Source organism: Caballeronia fortuita (assembly GCF_001544835.2).
GTDB lineage: Bacteria > Pseudomonadota > Gammaproteobacteria > Burkholderiales > Burkholderiaceae > Caballeronia > Caballeronia fortuita.
Genome location: NZ_FCNX02000007.1, coordinates 21491 through 36523 on the forward strand (window position 1 = coordinate 21491; position 15033 = coordinate 36523).

11 protein-coding genes and 1 other RNA gene are annotated in these 15033 nt (G+C 63.1%); 8 read left to right on the forward strand and 4 right to left on the reverse strand.

Annotation, left to right across the window (positions count from 1 at the left end; all coding sequences use genetic code 11):
• Positions 1-49: 49 nt before the first annotated feature.
• Positions 50-2695, reverse strand: coding sequence for a DNA gyrase subunit A (gene gyrA / locus AWB77_RS14625; RefSeq protein ID WP_061135176.1), 2646 nt, complete (start codon positions 2693-2695; stop codon positions 50-52).
• A 694-nt stretch (positions 2696-3389) separates the two neighbouring features.
• On the opposite strand from gyrA, the gene ompA reads away from it, so the two are divergent.
• The 4 genes from ompA to ssrA all read left to right on the forward strand — a co-directional run bounded on the left by ompA (position 3390) and on the right by ssrA (position 6131).
• Positions 3390-4052, forward strand: coding sequence for an outer membrane protein OmpA (gene ompA / locus AWB77_RS14630; protein ID WP_044041477.1), 663 nt, complete (start codon positions 3390-3392; stop codon positions 4050-4052).
• A 192-nt stretch (positions 4053-4244) separates the two neighbouring features.
• On the forward strand, positions 4245-4943 hold the full coding sequence (gene ubiG / locus AWB77_RS14635) for a bifunctional 2-polyprenyl-6-hydroxyphenol methylase/3-demethylubiquinol 3-O-methyltransferase UbiG (protein WP_061135177.1): 699 nt from the start codon (positions 4245-4247) through the stop codon (positions 4941-4943).
• A gap of 4 nt (positions 4944-4947) precedes the next feature.
• Positions 4948-5712 carry a phosphoglycolate phosphatase gene (gene gph, locus AWB77_RS14640; RefSeq protein WP_061135178.1) on the forward strand — a complete coding sequence of 255 codons (765 nt, stop codon included), beginning with the start codon at positions 4948-4950 and terminating at the stop codon, positions 5710-5712.
• A 60-nt stretch (positions 5713-5772) separates the two neighbouring features.
• Positions 5773-6131: a transfer-messenger RNA gene (gene ssrA / locus AWB77_RS14645) on the forward strand.
• A 246-nt stretch (positions 6132-6377) separates the two neighbouring features.
• Here the strand turns inward: ssrA and AWB77_RS14650 are convergent.
• Together AWB77_RS14650 and AWB77_RS14655 are read right to left on the reverse strand one after the other, a co-directional pair.
• Positions 6378-6650, reverse strand: coding sequence for a hypothetical protein (locus tag AWB77_RS14650; protein WP_061135179.1), 273 nt, complete (start codon positions 6648-6650; stop codon positions 6378-6380).
• Between the two features lie 122 nt (positions 6651-6772).
• Positions 6773-7843, reverse strand: a complete 1071-nt coding sequence (locus AWB77_RS14655; protein WP_061135180.1) for a substrate-binding domain-containing protein — start codon at positions 7841-7843, stop codon at positions 6773-6775.
• Between the two features lie 128 nt (positions 7844-7971).
• On the opposite strand from AWB77_RS14655, the gene AWB77_RS14660 reads away from it, so the two are divergent.
• The 4 genes from AWB77_RS14660 to AWB77_RS14675 are packed head-to-tail and all read left to right on the forward strand — an operon-like array spanning position 7972 to position 13200.
• Positions 7972-8460: an NAD(P)H-dependent oxidoreductase subunit E gene (locus tag AWB77_RS14660; RefSeq protein WP_061135181.1), complete on the forward strand. Its 489-nt coding sequence runs from the start codon at positions 7972-7974 to the stop codon at positions 8458-8460.
• Positions 8457-10013 carry a formate dehydrogenase beta subunit gene (locus AWB77_RS14665; protein ID WP_061135182.1) on the forward strand — a complete coding sequence of 519 codons (1557 nt, stop codon included), beginning with the start codon at positions 8457-8459 and terminating at the stop codon, positions 10011-10013. Before AWB77_RS14660 ends, AWB77_RS14665 begins: the two co-directional genes overlap by 4 nt.
• Positions 10014-10029: 16 nt before the next feature.
• A complete protein-coding gene (fdhF, locus tag AWB77_RS14670) occupies positions 10030-12951 on the forward strand; it encodes a formate dehydrogenase subunit alpha (RefSeq protein ID WP_061135183.1) in 2922 nt (973 codons plus the stop codon).
• 3 nt (positions 12952-12954) lie between these two features.
• On the forward strand, positions 12955-13200 hold the full coding sequence (locus tag AWB77_RS14675) for a formate dehydrogenase subunit delta (RefSeq protein WP_061135184.1): 246 nt from the start codon (positions 12955-12957) through the stop codon (positions 13198-13200).
• Between the two features lie 35 nt (positions 13201-13235).
• Here the strand turns inward: AWB77_RS14675 and AWB77_RS14680 are convergent, their stop codons facing one another.
• Positions 13236-14996, reverse strand: a complete 1761-nt coding sequence (locus tag AWB77_RS14680; RefSeq protein WP_061135185.1) for an FAD-dependent monooxygenase — start codon at positions 14994-14996, stop codon at positions 13236-13238.
• Between the last annotated feature and the right edge of the window lie 37 nt (positions 14997-15033).

Here is a 15033-nt window from a genome sequence, read left to right on the forward strand (position 1 = left end):
AATCCGAGCTTTCAAAAGCGATAACAAGAGACCTTCGACACAAAAAATATCAGGCGTCCTGTCCGCCTTCATCGTTTTGCGCGTCTTCGGGTTTGGCCGCCGCGTCTTCCGGGCCGGCGTCTGCTTCGAGTTCGGCCTCGGCTTCCGCCTCGGCGATATGCTGCAGTCCCGACAACTTCGTTCCCTCGTCAAGGCTGATGAGTGTAACACCTTGAGTTGCGCGGCCCATTTCGCGGATTTCCGAGACGCGCGTGCGGATAAGCACGCCCGAAGTCGTGATCAGCATGATCTCGCTTTCCGGCTCGACGAGCGTCGCCGCGACGACGCGGCCATTACGCTCCGACGTCTGGATCGCGATCATACCCTTCGTGCCGCGGCCGTGACGCGTGTACTCGTTGATCGGCGTGCGCTTGCCGAAGCCGTTCTCGGTCGCCGTCAGCACCGACTGGTTCTCGCCGCCCGCGACCAGCATCGCGATGACCTGCTGCCCGTCTTCGAGTTGCATGCCGCGCACGCCGCGCGCCTCGCGGCCCATCGCGCGCACGTCGTTCTCGTCGAAACGCACGGCCTTGCCCGCGTCGGAGAACAGCATGACGTCGTGCTCGCCGTCGGTGATCGCCGCGCCGATGAGATAGTCGCCATCATCCAGACCCACCGCGATGATGCCCTTCTTCATCGGACGGCTGAACGCCTCGAGCGGCGTCTTCTTGACAGTGCCGAGCGCGGTCGTCATGAACACGTACTTGTCCGCCGAAAACTCCTTGATCGGCAGAACGACGTTGATCTTCTCGCCGTCCTGCAGCGGGAACATGTTGACGATCGGGCGGCCACGCGAATTGCGCGAGCCCTGCGGCACTTCGTACACCTTGATCCAGTAGACGCGGCCACGGTTCGAGAAGCACAGCATGTGATCGTGCGTGTTCGCGATGAAGAGCGTGTCGATCCAGTCGTCTTCCTTCATCTGCGTCGCCTGCTTGCCGCGCCCGCCGCGCTTCTGCGCGCGATATTCGGAGAGCGGCTGCGACTTCACGTAGCCCGAGTGCGACATGGTGACGACCATGTCCGTCGGCGTGATGAGGTCTTCGGTGTTCAGCTCCGTCGCATTCATCTCGATGCGCGAGCGGCGGTCGTCGCCGAACTCGGCGCGAATCTGGCCCAGCTCTTCGACGATGATCTGGCGAATCCGCTCCGGCCGCGCGAGGATGTCGAGCAGATCGGCGATCTGCGCCATCACTTCGCGATACTCGCCGACGATCTTGTCCTGCTCGAGACCGGTCAGGCGTTGCAGACGCATTTGCAGGATTTCCTGCGCCTGGACGTCGGACAGCTTGTAAAGCCCGTCTTCCTGCAGCCCGTACGCCGGGTTCAGCCCTTCCGGACGATACGCCGCGCGCCCGCCCGAAGCCTCGGTCTCGGTGCGCGTGAGCATTTCGCGCACGAGCGACGAGTCCCACGGACGCGCCATCAGTTCCTGCTTGGCGATCGGCGGCGTCGGCGCGGCCTTGATGATCGCGATGAATTCGTCGATGTTCGCGAGCGCCACCGCGAGACCTTCGAGCACGTGCCCGCGATCGCGCGCCTTGCGCAGCTCGTATACAGTGCGCCGCGTCAGCACTTCCCGTCGATGCGACAGGAAGCATTCGAGCATTTCCTTCAGGTTCAGCAGCTTCGGCTGGCCGTCGACGAGCGCGACCAGGTTCATGCCGAACGTATCCTGCAGTTGCGTCTGCTTGTACAGGTTGTTCAGGATGACTTCGGGCACTTCGCCGCGCTTCAGCTCGATCACGACGCGCATGCCCGACTTATCGGACTCGTCGCGGATATCGGAAATGCCTTCGAGCTTCTTCTCGTTGACGAGTTCGGCGATGCGCTCGAGCAGCGTGCGCTTGTTCACCTGATACGGAATTTCGTCGACGATGATGGCCTGACGCTGGCCGCGATCGATCTCCTCGAAGTGCGTGGCCGCGCGCATCACGACGCGCCCGCGCCCCGTGCGATAGCCGTCGCGCACGCCCGCGACGCCGTAGATGATGCCGGCCGTCGGGAAGTCCGGCGCCGGCACGATCTCGATGAGTTCGTCGACGGTGGCTTCGGGCGTGTTCAGCAGATGCAGGCAGGCGTCGACGATTTCGCGCAAGTTGTGCGGCGGAATATTGGTCGCCATGCCGACCGCGATGCCGGCCGAGCCATTGATCAGCAGATTGGGAATGCGTGCCGGCAGAACGAGCGGCTCGTTTTCGCTGCCGTCGTAGTTCGGACCGAAGTCGACGGTTTCCTTGTCGATGTCCGCCAGCAGTTCGTGACCGATCTTCGCCATGCGGATTTCGGTGTAACGCATCGCGGCGGCGTTGTCGCCGTCGACCGAACCGAAGTTGCCCTGGCCGTCGACCAGCATGTAGCGCAGCGAGAACGGCTGCGCCATGCGGACGATCGTCTCGTAGACGGACGCGTCGCCGTGAGGATGGTATTTACCGATGACGTCGCCGACGATACGCGCCGACTTCTTGTACGCGCGGTTCCAGTCGTTGTTAAGCTCGTGCATCGAGTAGAGCGCCCGACGATGCACAGGCTTCAGGCCATCGCGGACATCGGGAAGCGCGCGCCCGACGATCACGCTCATCGCGTAATCGAGATACGAACGGCGCATTTCCTCCTCGAGGGAGATTGGCAGAGTCTCTTTGGCGAATTGATCCATTATCCGTGTCTTGAACTTTGCAGCGGCGACACGGCAGTGCGCGCGGCGATGTCGCGAAACCCGTCCGCTTTCCGCGCGACGAGCGCCGGCGTGGCGCGTAGCCGACGTACGCTGCGCGCCGCGTGTGCAGCGCATGCTTGTTATGCGTGCGAACGCAGCGCATCGAAAGATTCTACCATGCGCGACATTCGCGCCCGGCGCATCACTGTATACATACAGTGTGTCCCGGGAAGCGGCACCGGAATGCGCACGCCGAATTCGCAATGCGCAACGCAGTACCAATTACTTACAAAAACCGGGGAACGTATTCCGTCAATTCGTCATCGCGCTGGGCTATCATGCCGCCTCGCCGTTGCGCCAATCGAAAAGCACGCGCGATGAAAATATGCAGGAAACCGCTTTCGGGCACGTAATGTGCGCACGTTTCGCGCCTTCCTTAGCCTCGACTGCCTCCTGTCCCCTTCTTGTTGCGCATGCACCACATAAGGTTGCGGGCGCAGAGCGTGCGGGGATATTTTTATCGTTGCAAGGGAACGATATGGCAAAATGCCAACGCACAAACTTAGACACTGCTCGAAGTCTATACAAAGCGTTTTGTTCCGTAGGGAATGTTATACTTCGAGCAATGTATGACTCGTCTTCGTCTACAGGCTCGCAGTAAACCTGCGGTAATCTCAATTTCGAGAGGAGAAATATGAATAAACTTTCAAAGCTCGCGTTCATTGCAGCTACCGCAGTTATGGCTGCATCGGCCTCGGCACAATCGGTGCCGGCCTCGCGACAAGCCGTGAACGACAACTGGGTGAACGGTACGGGCGAGTACGTGTGGATGAACGGCACGAACGAACTGTGCTGGCGCGATGCATTCTGGACGCCGGCTACGGCAAACGCGAAGTGCGATGGCGCATTGGTCGCGCAAGCACCGACGCCGCCGGCACCGGTCGCTCCGCCGCCCCCGGTCATCCAGTCGCAGAAGGTCACCTATCAGGCTGACGCTCTGTTCGACTTCGACAAGGCAGTCCTGAAGCCGGCTGGTAAGGAAAAGCTTGACGATCTGGCATCGAAGATCGGCGCGCTGAACCTCGAAGTCGTGGTTGCAACGGGTTACACGGACCGCATCGGTTCGGACAAGTACAACGATCGTCTGTCGCTGCGCCGTGCGCAAGCTGTGAAGGCTTACCTGGTCAGCAAGGGCATCGAAGCCAACCGTATCTACACGGAAGGCAAGGGCAAGCGCGACCCGGTCACGAAGGGTACGTGCCAACAGAAGAACCGCAAGCAACTCATCGCCTGCCTCGCACCGGATCGTCGCGTGGAAGTCGAAGTCGTCGGCACGACGCGTCAGCCGCAGCAGTAATCGCGAGTTGGATTGCCGCAGATCAAACCCCCGCTTCGGCGGGGGTTTTTTTATGGCCGCCGCTTTTTGCGCTTTGGCTTAAGCAGCGGCCGCATCAGGTAGGCTTCATCTGTTCCGCTTTTTGCCCGCCCATTGCGGCGCCTATATACTCGGTTCTAATCGATTCACGACTCAAACAAGGCACTTCCGAACATGACCAACGTCGATCCCCACGAACTGCAGAAATTCAGCGAGCTCGCGCATCGCTGGTGGGACCCGAACGCCGAGTTCAAGCCGTTGCATGAACTGAACCCGGTACGGCTCGACTGGATCGACGCGCACGCACATTTGATGAGCAAGCGCGTTCTCGACATCGGTTGCGGCGGCGGCATTCTGTCGGAGTCGATGGCCACGCGCGGCGCGAACGTGAAGGGCATCGACCTGTCGTCGAGTGCGCTCGGCGTCGCGGACCTGCATAGTCTCGAAAGCGGCGTCGAAGTCGCGTACGAGGAAATATCGGCCGAAGCGCTCGCCGCGCGCGAGCCGGGTTCGTACGATGTCGTCACCTGCATGGAAATGCTCGAGCACGTGCCGAATCCCGCGGGCACGGTCGCCGCGTGCGCCGCGCTGGTGAAGCCGGGCGGCTGGGTCTTCTTCTCCACCCTGAACCGCAACGCGAAGGCTTATCTGTTCGCGGTCATCGGCGCGGAGTACATCGCGCGCATGCTGCCGCGCGGCACGCACGATTACGCGCGCTTCATCAAGCCCTCCGAACTGGCGACGTTCGCGCGCGCTACTTCGCTTTCGCCCGTCGACATCAAGGGCATCACGTACCGGCCGATATCCCGGCACTTCGGCCTGTCGAACGACACCAGCATCAACTACATGATGGCTTGCCGCCGCGAAGCCTGACACCATGACCAACGACGATCCCTTGTCCACGGGCACCATCGATACCAAGCCCCTTCCGGAAGAAACGACTCCCCTGCCCCAGCGCCTCGCCGACGGCGACGGCCTCGGGCTGTGCCAGGCCGTGCTGTTCGACCTCGACGGCACCATCGCCGATACCGCGCCCGACCTCGTCGCGGCGGTCAACAAAATGCGGCACGACCGCGGTCTCGAGATGCGTCCGCTCGAATCGCTGCGTCCCTACGCGTCGGCGGGCGCGCGCGGTTTGCTCGGCGGGGCGTTCGAGATCGGGCCGGAGCATCACGATTTCGCGTCGATGCGCGACGAATTCCTCGCCAATTACGAAGCGGATCTGTGCATCGAGACGACGCTCTTTCCGGGCATCGCCGAGATACTGGATCAACTGGACGCACGCGGCGTGCGCTGGGGCATCGTCACGAACAAGGTGACGCGGCTTGCCGCGCCGCTCGTCGGCTTGCTGGGGCTCGACACGCGCGCCGGCTGCCTCGTCTGTGGCGACACGACGCCGCACTCGAAGCCGCACCCGGCGCCGCTCTTGCACGCGGCTGAGTTGCTGGATGTCGCGCCGGAGCGCATCGTCTATGTCGGCGACGATCTGCGCGACGTGCAGGCCGGTTTCGCGGCGGGCATGATCACCGTGGCGGCCGCCTACGGCTATTGCGGCGACGACATTCCGCCGCGCCGCTGGCACGCCAATCACGTCGTCGATTCGACGGAAGAGTTGCAGCAGTTGCTGCGCGACATCGCATGACTTGAAAGTCCCGCGATTCGCCTCATATGGCGTTTCGTGGGATAATTTCAGTTCCGCTTTGGGGGCGACCTGGTTTCGACAGGGGTTGTGAAGCGGTCAGGGCATACCGAGGACCCGTCACCTCGTTAATCAATGGGAAAAACGTAACTGCAAACGACGATACGTTCGCACTGGCAGCCTAAGGGCTAGCCGTCCTCTCACTAATTCGCTGACGGGTTAGGGTAGCAATACCACGAGAGGTCATATACGTCAGATAAGCTTTGGTGGCGTCACGACGCCCGAGTCGAAAATTCAGTGAATCGCCGTAACGCAGCGTGTTCGTCCGCGTCGTTGCGGTTAAATCAAATGACAGAACTAAGTATGTAGAACTGGTCGTAGAGCGCTTCTGGACGCGGGTTCGATTCCCGCCGCCTCCACCAAAACACCCCGCTAGAACCCGCGATCGCGCAAGCGTCGCGGGTTTTTCTTTTTCCGTGCGACGGACGAAAAAAAGCCCCGCACGAGGCGGGGCAAACATCCTTGAGAGACGTAGCAAGGACAGAGACAACCTTTGCTACGCCCAAGAGAATATGCGGCTACGCGATCCCTTCGTATCAGCGTGGTCCTAATGATGTTGCCGAGTGTCAAGAAACAGGGAATCGGCCGATCCGCGCGCCGGCGCTCGCTCAGTTCGATCCGTCCTTCGGGCACTTGAGATTGCAGCCGTTGGGATCGCCATCGTCGCCGCGACGGCGCATCGCCGACTTCTTGTCGCTCTGAAATTTGTCCGACGGCGCCGAGGCCGCGAACTGCATCTGCGGATGCTCGTTGAAACGGAACTGGTCTTGCAGGACGCCGCCCGGCATGCCCGGCGAATTCTGAGCGAAGGCGACAGGAACCAGATAGACAGCGCCAGCGATGAGCGCGGCGGAGGAACAAGCAAGCAACGAGAGTTTCATGGCGGTATATCGCGCGAAAACGCGCCTGGTGCAGTGATGTCGTCAGCAAAGCGTTAGGTTATCCCAATTCGCCGTCGATGGCAGTTTTACGCTCGCCCCGCGCTTTACCGCGTATTTCTGTTTCAGCCGTGCAGACCTTCGTCGATGTCGACGAGCGAGCCGCAACTCGCCGGATCGTAGCCTTCGAGATGCGCGACGCTCTCGGTGAAACCGTCGCTGCGCAAGATGCGCAACACGGACGCGAGCTGCGCCTCGCTGAGCCGCGCGCGTTCGCAGGCAAAGAAGTAGTCCTCGTCGATGATCGGAATGAAATCGAGCGCGAAATGCTGCGCGGCCGGCTGCACGCCAAAGCCCAGATCGGCCATGCCGCTCGCGACGAACGCGGCGATCGCCGAATGCGTCAGCTCGGTGGTCGCGTATCCGTTGATCTGATCGGGATCGACACCCACGCGCCGCAGCGACAAATCGAGCAGCATGCGCGTGCCCGAGCCCGGTTGACGATTCACGAAGCGCACGTCGCTGCGCGCGAGATCGCGCAAGCCGGAAATGCGCTTCGGATTACCCTTCGGCAGAAAAAGACCTTGCGTGCGGCGCGTGAGCCGGATCAGCTGATGCTTGTTGCGGTCCAGGAACGGCCGATAGATGTCGGCGCAAGTGGAACGGAATTCGCCAACGGGCAAGTGGAAGCCGGCCAGTTCGCACTCGCCGCGCGCGAGCGCACTCACCGCTTCCGCGCTCTCGCGATATTTGATGTCGACCGGCACGCGCTGATCGCCGAGCGCGCGCACGAGCGTCGCGACCGCATAGCCGTGCGAAGCGTGAATCCGCACTTGTGTGATGCCGCCCGCGAGACGCCGGTTCAACTCGTTGGCGACATCGTTGGCGACCGCCTGCAACGGCGTCTCCAGCCGTTCCGCGCACACGCGCTGCGCGCGCAACACCGACTCCCCGAGTTCCGACAACACCGATCCGCGCCCGCGCGATTTGGTGATGAGCGCGCCGCCGAGACGCACTTCGATTTCGCGCAACAAACCCCACGCATGCCGATAGGACAAACCCTTAGCGCTCGCGGCATTCGCGATGCTGCCCGTCTGGGCGACGAGCTGTAAAAGCGGCACAACCGCGCTGAGACTGGTTTCCCGGCCATCGGCGTCCCGCAGGAACAGCTCGGCCCGGCATTCCACGTCCACCATATGCACTCCCTCTTCCTATTGCCAAGATATATCACGACGCCTATTGTTCTTGTACAGGCTCGGCACCCGTAATTATAGCGATCCAAATATGTACCAACAAAACATATGCCGAGTGTTGGAGGAGCCCCATGACACATCCGCAGCTTTCCGCCGCTGCATCCGTTGATCTCGTGCGTCGCCATGCCGTACAGGGCGCGACGTTGATGACCATTCTTCACGCCATCCAGGACGAAATCGGCTACGTGCCGGACACGACGATCGCGCCGCTGGCGCAGACGCTTTCGCTGTCGCGCGCCGAGGTGCATGGCGTCATCACCTATTACCATCATTTCCGCTCCGCCCCGCCGGCGCGCGTGACCGTGCAGCTTTGCCGCGCGGAAGCGTGCCGCAGCATGGGCACGGAAGCGCTGAAAGACCATATCGAGGGACACACGGGTTGCCGTTTCGACAGCGGTCATGCAGAAGAAACCGAGCTCGAAACCGTGTTCTGCCTGGGTCAATGCGCGCTGTCTCCGTCGATGATGATCAACGGCGAACTGCACGCGCGCGTGACGCCCGCGAAATTCGACCGTCTCTATGCCGCTGCGCAAACGAAGGTCGCGGAGGTGACGGCATGACGCGCATCTACGTACCCATCGATTCCGCCGCGCTCTCGCTCGGCGCGGAGGACGTCGCTGTCGCCATCGCGCAGGAAGCGCAGAAGCGCGGCCTCGACGTGCAACTCGTGCGCAACGGCTCGCGCGGCCTCTTCTATCTGGAACCGCTCGTCGAAGTCGAGACGCCGGAAGGCCGCATCGGCTATTCGAACGTCGAAGCGGAAGACGTCGCCGCTCTGTTCGATGCGGGGTTTCACGAAGGCAAGCCGCACGAGAAGAACGTCGGCATCGTCGACGAGATTCCGTATCTCAAGAACCAGCAGCGTTTGACGTTCGCGCGCATCGGCATCACGGATCCGCTGTCGATCGACGATTACGTCGCGCTCGGCGGACTTCAGGGTCTGCGCAACGTGCTCGACATGAACGGCGATGCCGTCTGCGAAGCGCTGCTCGATTCCGGCCTGCGCGGACGCGGCGGCGCGGCGTTCCCCGCGGGCATCAAATGGAAAACCGTGCGCGGCGCGCTGGCGGACCAGAAGTACATCGTCTGCAATGCCGACGAAGGCGATTCCGGCACCTTCTCCGACCGGCTCGTGATGGAAAGCGATCCGTACATGCTGATCGAAGGCATGATCATCGCGGGCGTGGCGGTCGGCGCGACGCGGGGCTACATCTACGTGCGCAGCGAGTATCCGCATTCGATCGAGACCCTCGATCGCGCGATCGACAAGGCGCGCGACGCGGGCTGGCTCGGCGCGAGCGTGCTCGGTACGTCGCATGAATTCGAGCTGTATGTCGCGAAGGGCGCGGGCGCGTATGTCTGCGGCGAGGAAACGGCGCTGCTCGAATCGCTCGAAGGCAAGCGCGGCATCGTGCGCGCGAAGCCGCCGGTTCCGGCGCTCACGGGTCTCTACGGCAAACCGACGGTCATCAACAACGTCATCACGCTCGCGACGGTGCCGATCATCTTCGCGAAAGGCGCGGCGTTCTATCGCGACTTCGGCATGGGCCGTTCGCGCGGCACGCTGCCCTTCCAGATCGCGGGCAACGTGAAGCAAGGCGGACTCGTCGAGCTCGCGTTCGGCGTGACGCTGCGCGAACTCATCTACACCTACGGCGACGGCACCGCGAGCGGACGTCCGGCACGCGCGGTGCAAGTGGGCGGACCGCTCGGCACGTATCTGCCCGAGAGCCAGTGGGACATTCCGCTCGATTACGAGGAATACGCGAAGGTGGGCGCGGTGGTCGGCCACGGCGGGCTGGTCGTTCACGACGATACATCGAATCTCGCCGAGCTCGCGCAATACGCGATGCACTTCTGCGCGCTCGAATCGTGCGGCAAGTGCACGCCGTGCCGCATCGGTTCGACGCGCGGCGAGGAAGTCATCGCGAAGATTCGCGAGGGCGATACATCGGTCAAGCAGATCACGCTTTTGCGCGAACTCTGCGACACGATGGTATCCGGCTCGCTCTGCGCGATGGGCGGCATGACGCCGTTTCCGGTGATGTCCGCGCTCGATCACTTCCCCGAAGATTTCGGCTTGCCCCGCACGCCCGCGCAGAAGGCGGCGTAAAGAACAGGAGACAAACATGTCCAACACCATCAACGGCTGCGGCTCCGGCAACTGCGCGTGCAAGAGCGCGGCGTCGGTGCAACGGCGCGATCCGTTCGACGAAACCGATTACGGCACGCCGCTGCGTCATGCCGATGTCGACGTCACGCTCGAAATCGACGGCGAAAGCGTGACGGTTCCGGCCGGCACATCCGTCATGCGCGCGGCGATCGAAGCCGGCGTCAACGTGCCGAAGCTCTGCGCCACCGATTCGCTCGAACCGTGGGGTTCGTGCCGTCTGTGCCTCGTCGAGATCGAAGGCAAGCGCGGCTATCCGGCGTCGTGCACGACGCCCGTCGAAGCCGGCATGAAAGTGCGTACGCAGAGCGACAAGCTGCAATCGCTGCGCAAGAACGTGATGGAGCTCTACATCTCCGATCACCCGCTCGACTGCCTCACCTGCCCCGCCAACGGCGATTGCGAACTGCAGGACATGGCGGGCGTCGTCGGCTTGCGTGAAGTGCGTTATGGATACGAAGGCGCGAACCATCTGAAGGACAAGAAGGACGAGTCGAATCCGTACTTCACCTACGATCCGTCGAAGTGCATCGTCTGCAATCGATGCGTGCGCGCGTGCGAGGAAACGCAAGGCACGTTCGCGCTGACCATCGCCGGACGCGGCTTCGAATCGCGCGTCGCCGCGAGCGAGAACGTGCCGTTCATGGAGAGCGAATGCGTGTCGTGCGGCGCGTGCGTCGCCGCGTGCCCGACCGCGACCTTGCAGGAAAAGACCGTCATCATGCTCGGCCAGGCGGAGCATTCCGCGATCACGACGTGCGCGTATTGCGGCGTCGGCTGCTCGCTCAAGGCGGAGATGAAGGGCAACACCGTCGTGCGCATGACGCCGAACAAGAACGGCCAGGCGAACGAAGGTCACGCGTGCGTGAAGGGCCGCTTCGCGTGGGGCTACGCGACACACAAGGACCGCATCAAGAAGCCGATGATCCGCGCGAAGATCACCGATCCGTGGCGCGAAGTGTCGTGGGAAGAAGCGCTCAACTATGCGGCGAGCGAGTTCCGCCGCATTCAGGACAAGTACGGACGCGATTCGATCGGCGGCATCACGTCGTCGCGCTGTACGAACGAAGAAACGTATCTCGTGCAGAAACTCGTGCGCGCGGCCTTCGGCAACAACAACGTCGATACCTGCGCGCGCGTCTGCCACTCGCCGACCGGCTACGGCCTCAAGACGACGCTCGGCGAATCGGCGGGCACGCAGACGTTCGCATCGGTGGAGCAGTCGGATGTCATCGTCGTGATGGGCGCGAATCCCAGCGACGGCCATCCGGTCTTCGGCTCGCGTCTGAAGCGCCGCGTGCGTGAAGGCGCGAAGCTGATCGTGATCGATCCGCGCCGCATCGATATCGTCGATGCAGCGCATGTGAAGGCGGAATATCACCTCCAATTGCGCCCCGGCACGAACGTCGCGATGGTCAATTCGCTGGCGCACGTGATCGTCACGGAAGGCTTGCTGAAGGAAGACTTCATCGCCGAGCGCTGTGAAGAGCCCGCGTTCGGTCAGTGGCGCGATTTCGTCGCCAGGGAAGAGAACTCGCCCGAAGCGATGGAAAGCATCACCGGCGTGCAGGCGAAGCTGGTGCGCGAAGCCGCGCGCGTCTACGCGACGGGCGGCAACGGCGCGATCTACTACGGCCTCGGCGTCACCGAGCACGCGCAAGGCTCGACGACGGTCATGGGCATCGCGAACCTCGCGATGGCGACGGGCAACATCGGCCGCGAAGGCGTCGGCGTGAATCCGCTGCGCGGCCAGAACAACGTGCAGGGTTCGTGCGACATGGGATCGTTCCCGCACGAGCTGCCGGGCTATCGGCATATCGGCGATGCGGCGACGCGCTCGCTCTTCGAAGAAGCGTGGGACGTGAAGCTGCAGCCCGAGCCGGGCCTGCGCATTCCCAACATGTTCGATGCCGCGATGCACGGCACCTTCATGGGCCTGTATTGCCAGGGCGAGGACATCGTTCAGTCGGACCCGAACACGCAGCACGTGGCCGATGCGCTCTCGTCGATGGAATGCATCGTCGTGCAGGACATCTTTCTGAACGAAACCGCGAAGTACGCGCACGTGCTGTTGCCGGGCTCGACGTTCCTCGAAAAGGACGGCACGTTCACGAACGCCGAGCGCCGCATCTCGCGCGTGCGCAAGGTGATGCCGCCGCTCGCGGGCTACTCCGACTGGGAAGTGACGATCAAGCTCTCGCGCGCCCTTGGCTACGAGATGAACTACGCGAATCCCTCGGAGATCATGGACGAGATCGCGCGTCTCACGCCGACGTTCCACGGCGTTTCGTACGAACGACTCGACGAGCTCGGCAGCATTCAATGGCCGTGCAACGAGCGCGCGCCCGACGGCACGCCGACGATGCACATCGACGAATTCGTGCGCGGCAAGGGACGCTTCGTCATCACGAAGTTCATCGCGACGCCGGAGAAGGTCACGCGCAAGTATCCGCTGCTGCTGACGACGGGGCGCATCCTGTCGCAGTACAACGTCGGGGCGCAGACGCGGCGCACGGAGAATTCGCGCTGGCACGACGAGGACCGGCTCGAGATTCATCCGGTCGATGCGGAAGATCGCGGCATCAAGATGGACGACTGGGTCGGCATCGAATCGCGCGCGGGGCAGACGGTGCTGCGCGCGAAGATTTCCGAGCGCATGCAGCCGGGCGTCGTCTATACGACGTTCCACTTTCCCGAGTCGGGCGCGAACGTCATCACGACGGACTCGTCAGACTGGGCGACGAACTGTCCCGAGTACAAGGTGACGGCAGTGCAGGTGATGCCGGTCGAGCAGCCGTCGCAATGGCAGAAGGAGTATTCGCGCTTCAACACCCAACAGCTCGAGCTGCTCAACCTCGCCACGACTTCTTCAGGAAAATGAACGATGGATGTCGATAACCTGATCGAGATGGCGAACCGCATCGGCGAATTTTTCGATTCGATGCCGGACCGCGCCGAAGCCGTCGATAGCGTTGCGGATCATATCCGCCGCTTCTGGGAACCGCGCATGCGTCTCGCGATTCTCTCCGCGCTCGACAACCCGGAGGCGAGCGCGGCGATGGAGCCGATCGTGCGTGAGTCGCTCGGTCTGCATCGCGCGGATCTGACGCCGAAGGCGGCGACGGCTTGAGGCAGTCGGAAAAGCCCTGCAATGCAGGGCTTTTTTCAATCCTCCCGATACTCCCGCTCCGGCTGCCGCTCCGCGCTCTCGTCGTGCGCGCCGAACCACGTCTCGCAGTGACGCAAGAGCGCATGCACATCCGATGGCGCCCGGCCGCGCGCCGCGATATATCCATCGGGACGCACGAGATAGAACGCGGGACGCGTGCGGCCGTAGTTGTCGGTGAGCGAATTCGCGCCGTCGCCGTGCGTATCGGTGATGCGCCACACGCGCACCGCGTTCGGCAGGATCGCTTCGACGGACTGCGCAAGGCCGTCGAGATCCGGATCGCGCATCGCATGGGCGACGGTGATCGTCGCGGGCGCGAGCGCGATGTCGTCTTCGCCTGACGGATTCACGAGCAGAAAGAGCGAGAAGCAGCCGGGATCGTGCAGATCGTAGAGACAGCCGACGCCCGGCAGACGCCCGAGCGGCCCGTCGACGACGTGCACGCGCGCATCGGGTGCGCGCTCGCCCGCGCGCGGCCCGCCATCGAGCAGACGCTCCAGCGTGAGCGGGCTCTTGCGATAGTTGATCGACAACTCGCTTACCGTGCGCCGCATCGCATCGCGCAACGGGCCGATCGCGGCGAGCGCGGGCATCACGTGCTCGCGCATCAGCTTCATCGGACCGTGCTCGGCGCCGGCCATCTGCGTCAGCATGCTGGTCTGCCGCAGCACGTCGCGCTCGATCGGATGCCGTTCCGCGTGATAGCTGTCGAGCAGCCGCTCCGGCGCGCCGCCCGCGAGCATGCGCGCAATCTTCCAGCCGAGATTGAACGCTTCCTGAATGCCGGTGTTCATGCCCTGCGCGCCCGCCGGGCTGTGCACGTGCGCCGAATCGCCCGCGAGAAACACGCGCTCCACGCGCAGCCTGTCGACCATGCGGCTATTCAGATGAAAGTACGACGACCACGTCAGATTCGACAGCGCGATCTTGTGATGCACACGCCGCTCGACGAGCGCGCGGCATTCGTCGAGCGTCGGGCCGGCTTTCGGGTCCACTTTCGGGTCGGCCTTCGATTCCGTCGCGCCAGCCGCGCTCGCGACCGGCGCCGGCAGGTCCGCGATCAGGCGCGCGCGGTCGTTGCCCATCGGAAAGAGCGCGGCCAGCCCTTCACCTGAAGCGAAGATGTGAAACTCGTCGTCGGGCCAGTCGGAGTCGGCCTCTAGATCGGCGAGCAGATACGTTTGATCGAACGTCTTGCCGTCGAAGCCGATGCCGAGCCGATGCCGCACGAAGCTATGCGCGCCGTCCGCCGCGATCAGATACGAAGGCCGCAAGAGCTCGTCGCGTCCGTTCGGATGGCGCAGCGTCGCTTGCAAGCCCGCGGAACCCTGCGAGACATCGACCACTTCGACGCCGCGCTCGATGTCGACGTGATAGCCCGCCAGATGTTCGGCGAGCAGGCGTTCGGTCTGCGATTGATCGAGAAAGAGCAGATACGGATAACGCGTCTGCAAGGGATCGAAGTCGAGGCGCGCGAGGCGCTGCCCGTTCGAGTAGAGATTTGCGACGCGCGCGCGATGACCGAGTTCGAGAAACGGCTTGACGACGCGATGCTGCTCGAAGAGTTCGAGCGTGCGCGCCTGAATGCCGATCGCGCGCGAATACGGCGACGGCTCGCGCGCGCGGTCCACGAGCCGCACCGGAATGTGCGCGCGCGAGAGACTCATCGCGGCGACGAGGCCCGTCGGACCGGCGCCGACGATCAGAACGGGCGCCACGTCCAGCTTGTCGTTCGGATTCAGCTTTGGCGCGAACATGCGGTCGTTCCTCCCGAAAGTCACGCCTGCTAGTGTA

What these genes read in the sequence shown, in the direction of transcription:
- gyrA (WP_061135176.1), bottom strand. Translation starts at nt 2,695, where the DNA reads ATGGATCAATTCGCCAAAGAGACTCTGCCAATCTCCCTCGAGGAGGAA.
- ompA (WP_044041477.1), top strand. Translation starts at nt 3,390, where the DNA reads ATGAATAAACTTTCAAAGCTCGCGTTCATTGCAGCTACCGCAGTTATG.
- ubiG (WP_061135177.1), top strand. Translation starts at nt 4,245, where the DNA reads ATGACCAACGTCGATCCCCACGAACTGCAGAAATTCAGCGAGCTCGCG.
- gph (WP_061135178.1), top strand. Translation starts at nt 4,948, where the DNA reads ATGACCAACGACGATCCCTTGTCCACGGGCACCATCGATACCAAGCCC.
- AWB77_RS14650 (WP_061135179.1), bottom strand. Translation starts at nt 6,650, where the DNA reads ATGAAACTCTCGTTGCTTGCTTGTTCCTCCGCCGCGCTCATCGCTGGC.
- AWB77_RS14655 (WP_061135180.1), bottom strand. Translation starts at nt 7,843, where the DNA reads ATGGTGGACGTGGAATGCCGGGCCGAGCTGTTCCTGCGGGACGCCGAT.
- AWB77_RS14660 (WP_061135181.1), top strand. Translation starts at nt 7,972, where the DNA reads ATGACACATCCGCAGCTTTCCGCCGCTGCATCCGTTGATCTCGTGCGT.
- AWB77_RS14665 (WP_061135182.1), top strand. Translation starts at nt 8,457, where the DNA reads ATGACGCGCATCTACGTACCCATCGATTCCGCCGCGCTCTCGCTCGGC.
- fdhF (WP_061135183.1), top strand. Translation starts at nt 10,030, where the DNA reads ATGTCCAACACCATCAACGGCTGCGGCTCCGGCAACTGCGCGTGCAAG.
- AWB77_RS14675 (WP_061135184.1), top strand. Translation starts at nt 12,955, where the DNA reads ATGGATGTCGATAACCTGATCGAGATGGCGAACCGCATCGGCGAATTT.
- AWB77_RS14680 (WP_061135185.1), bottom strand. Translation starts at nt 14,996, where the DNA reads ATGTTCGCGCCAAAGCTGAATCCGAACGACAAGCTGGACGTGGCGCCC.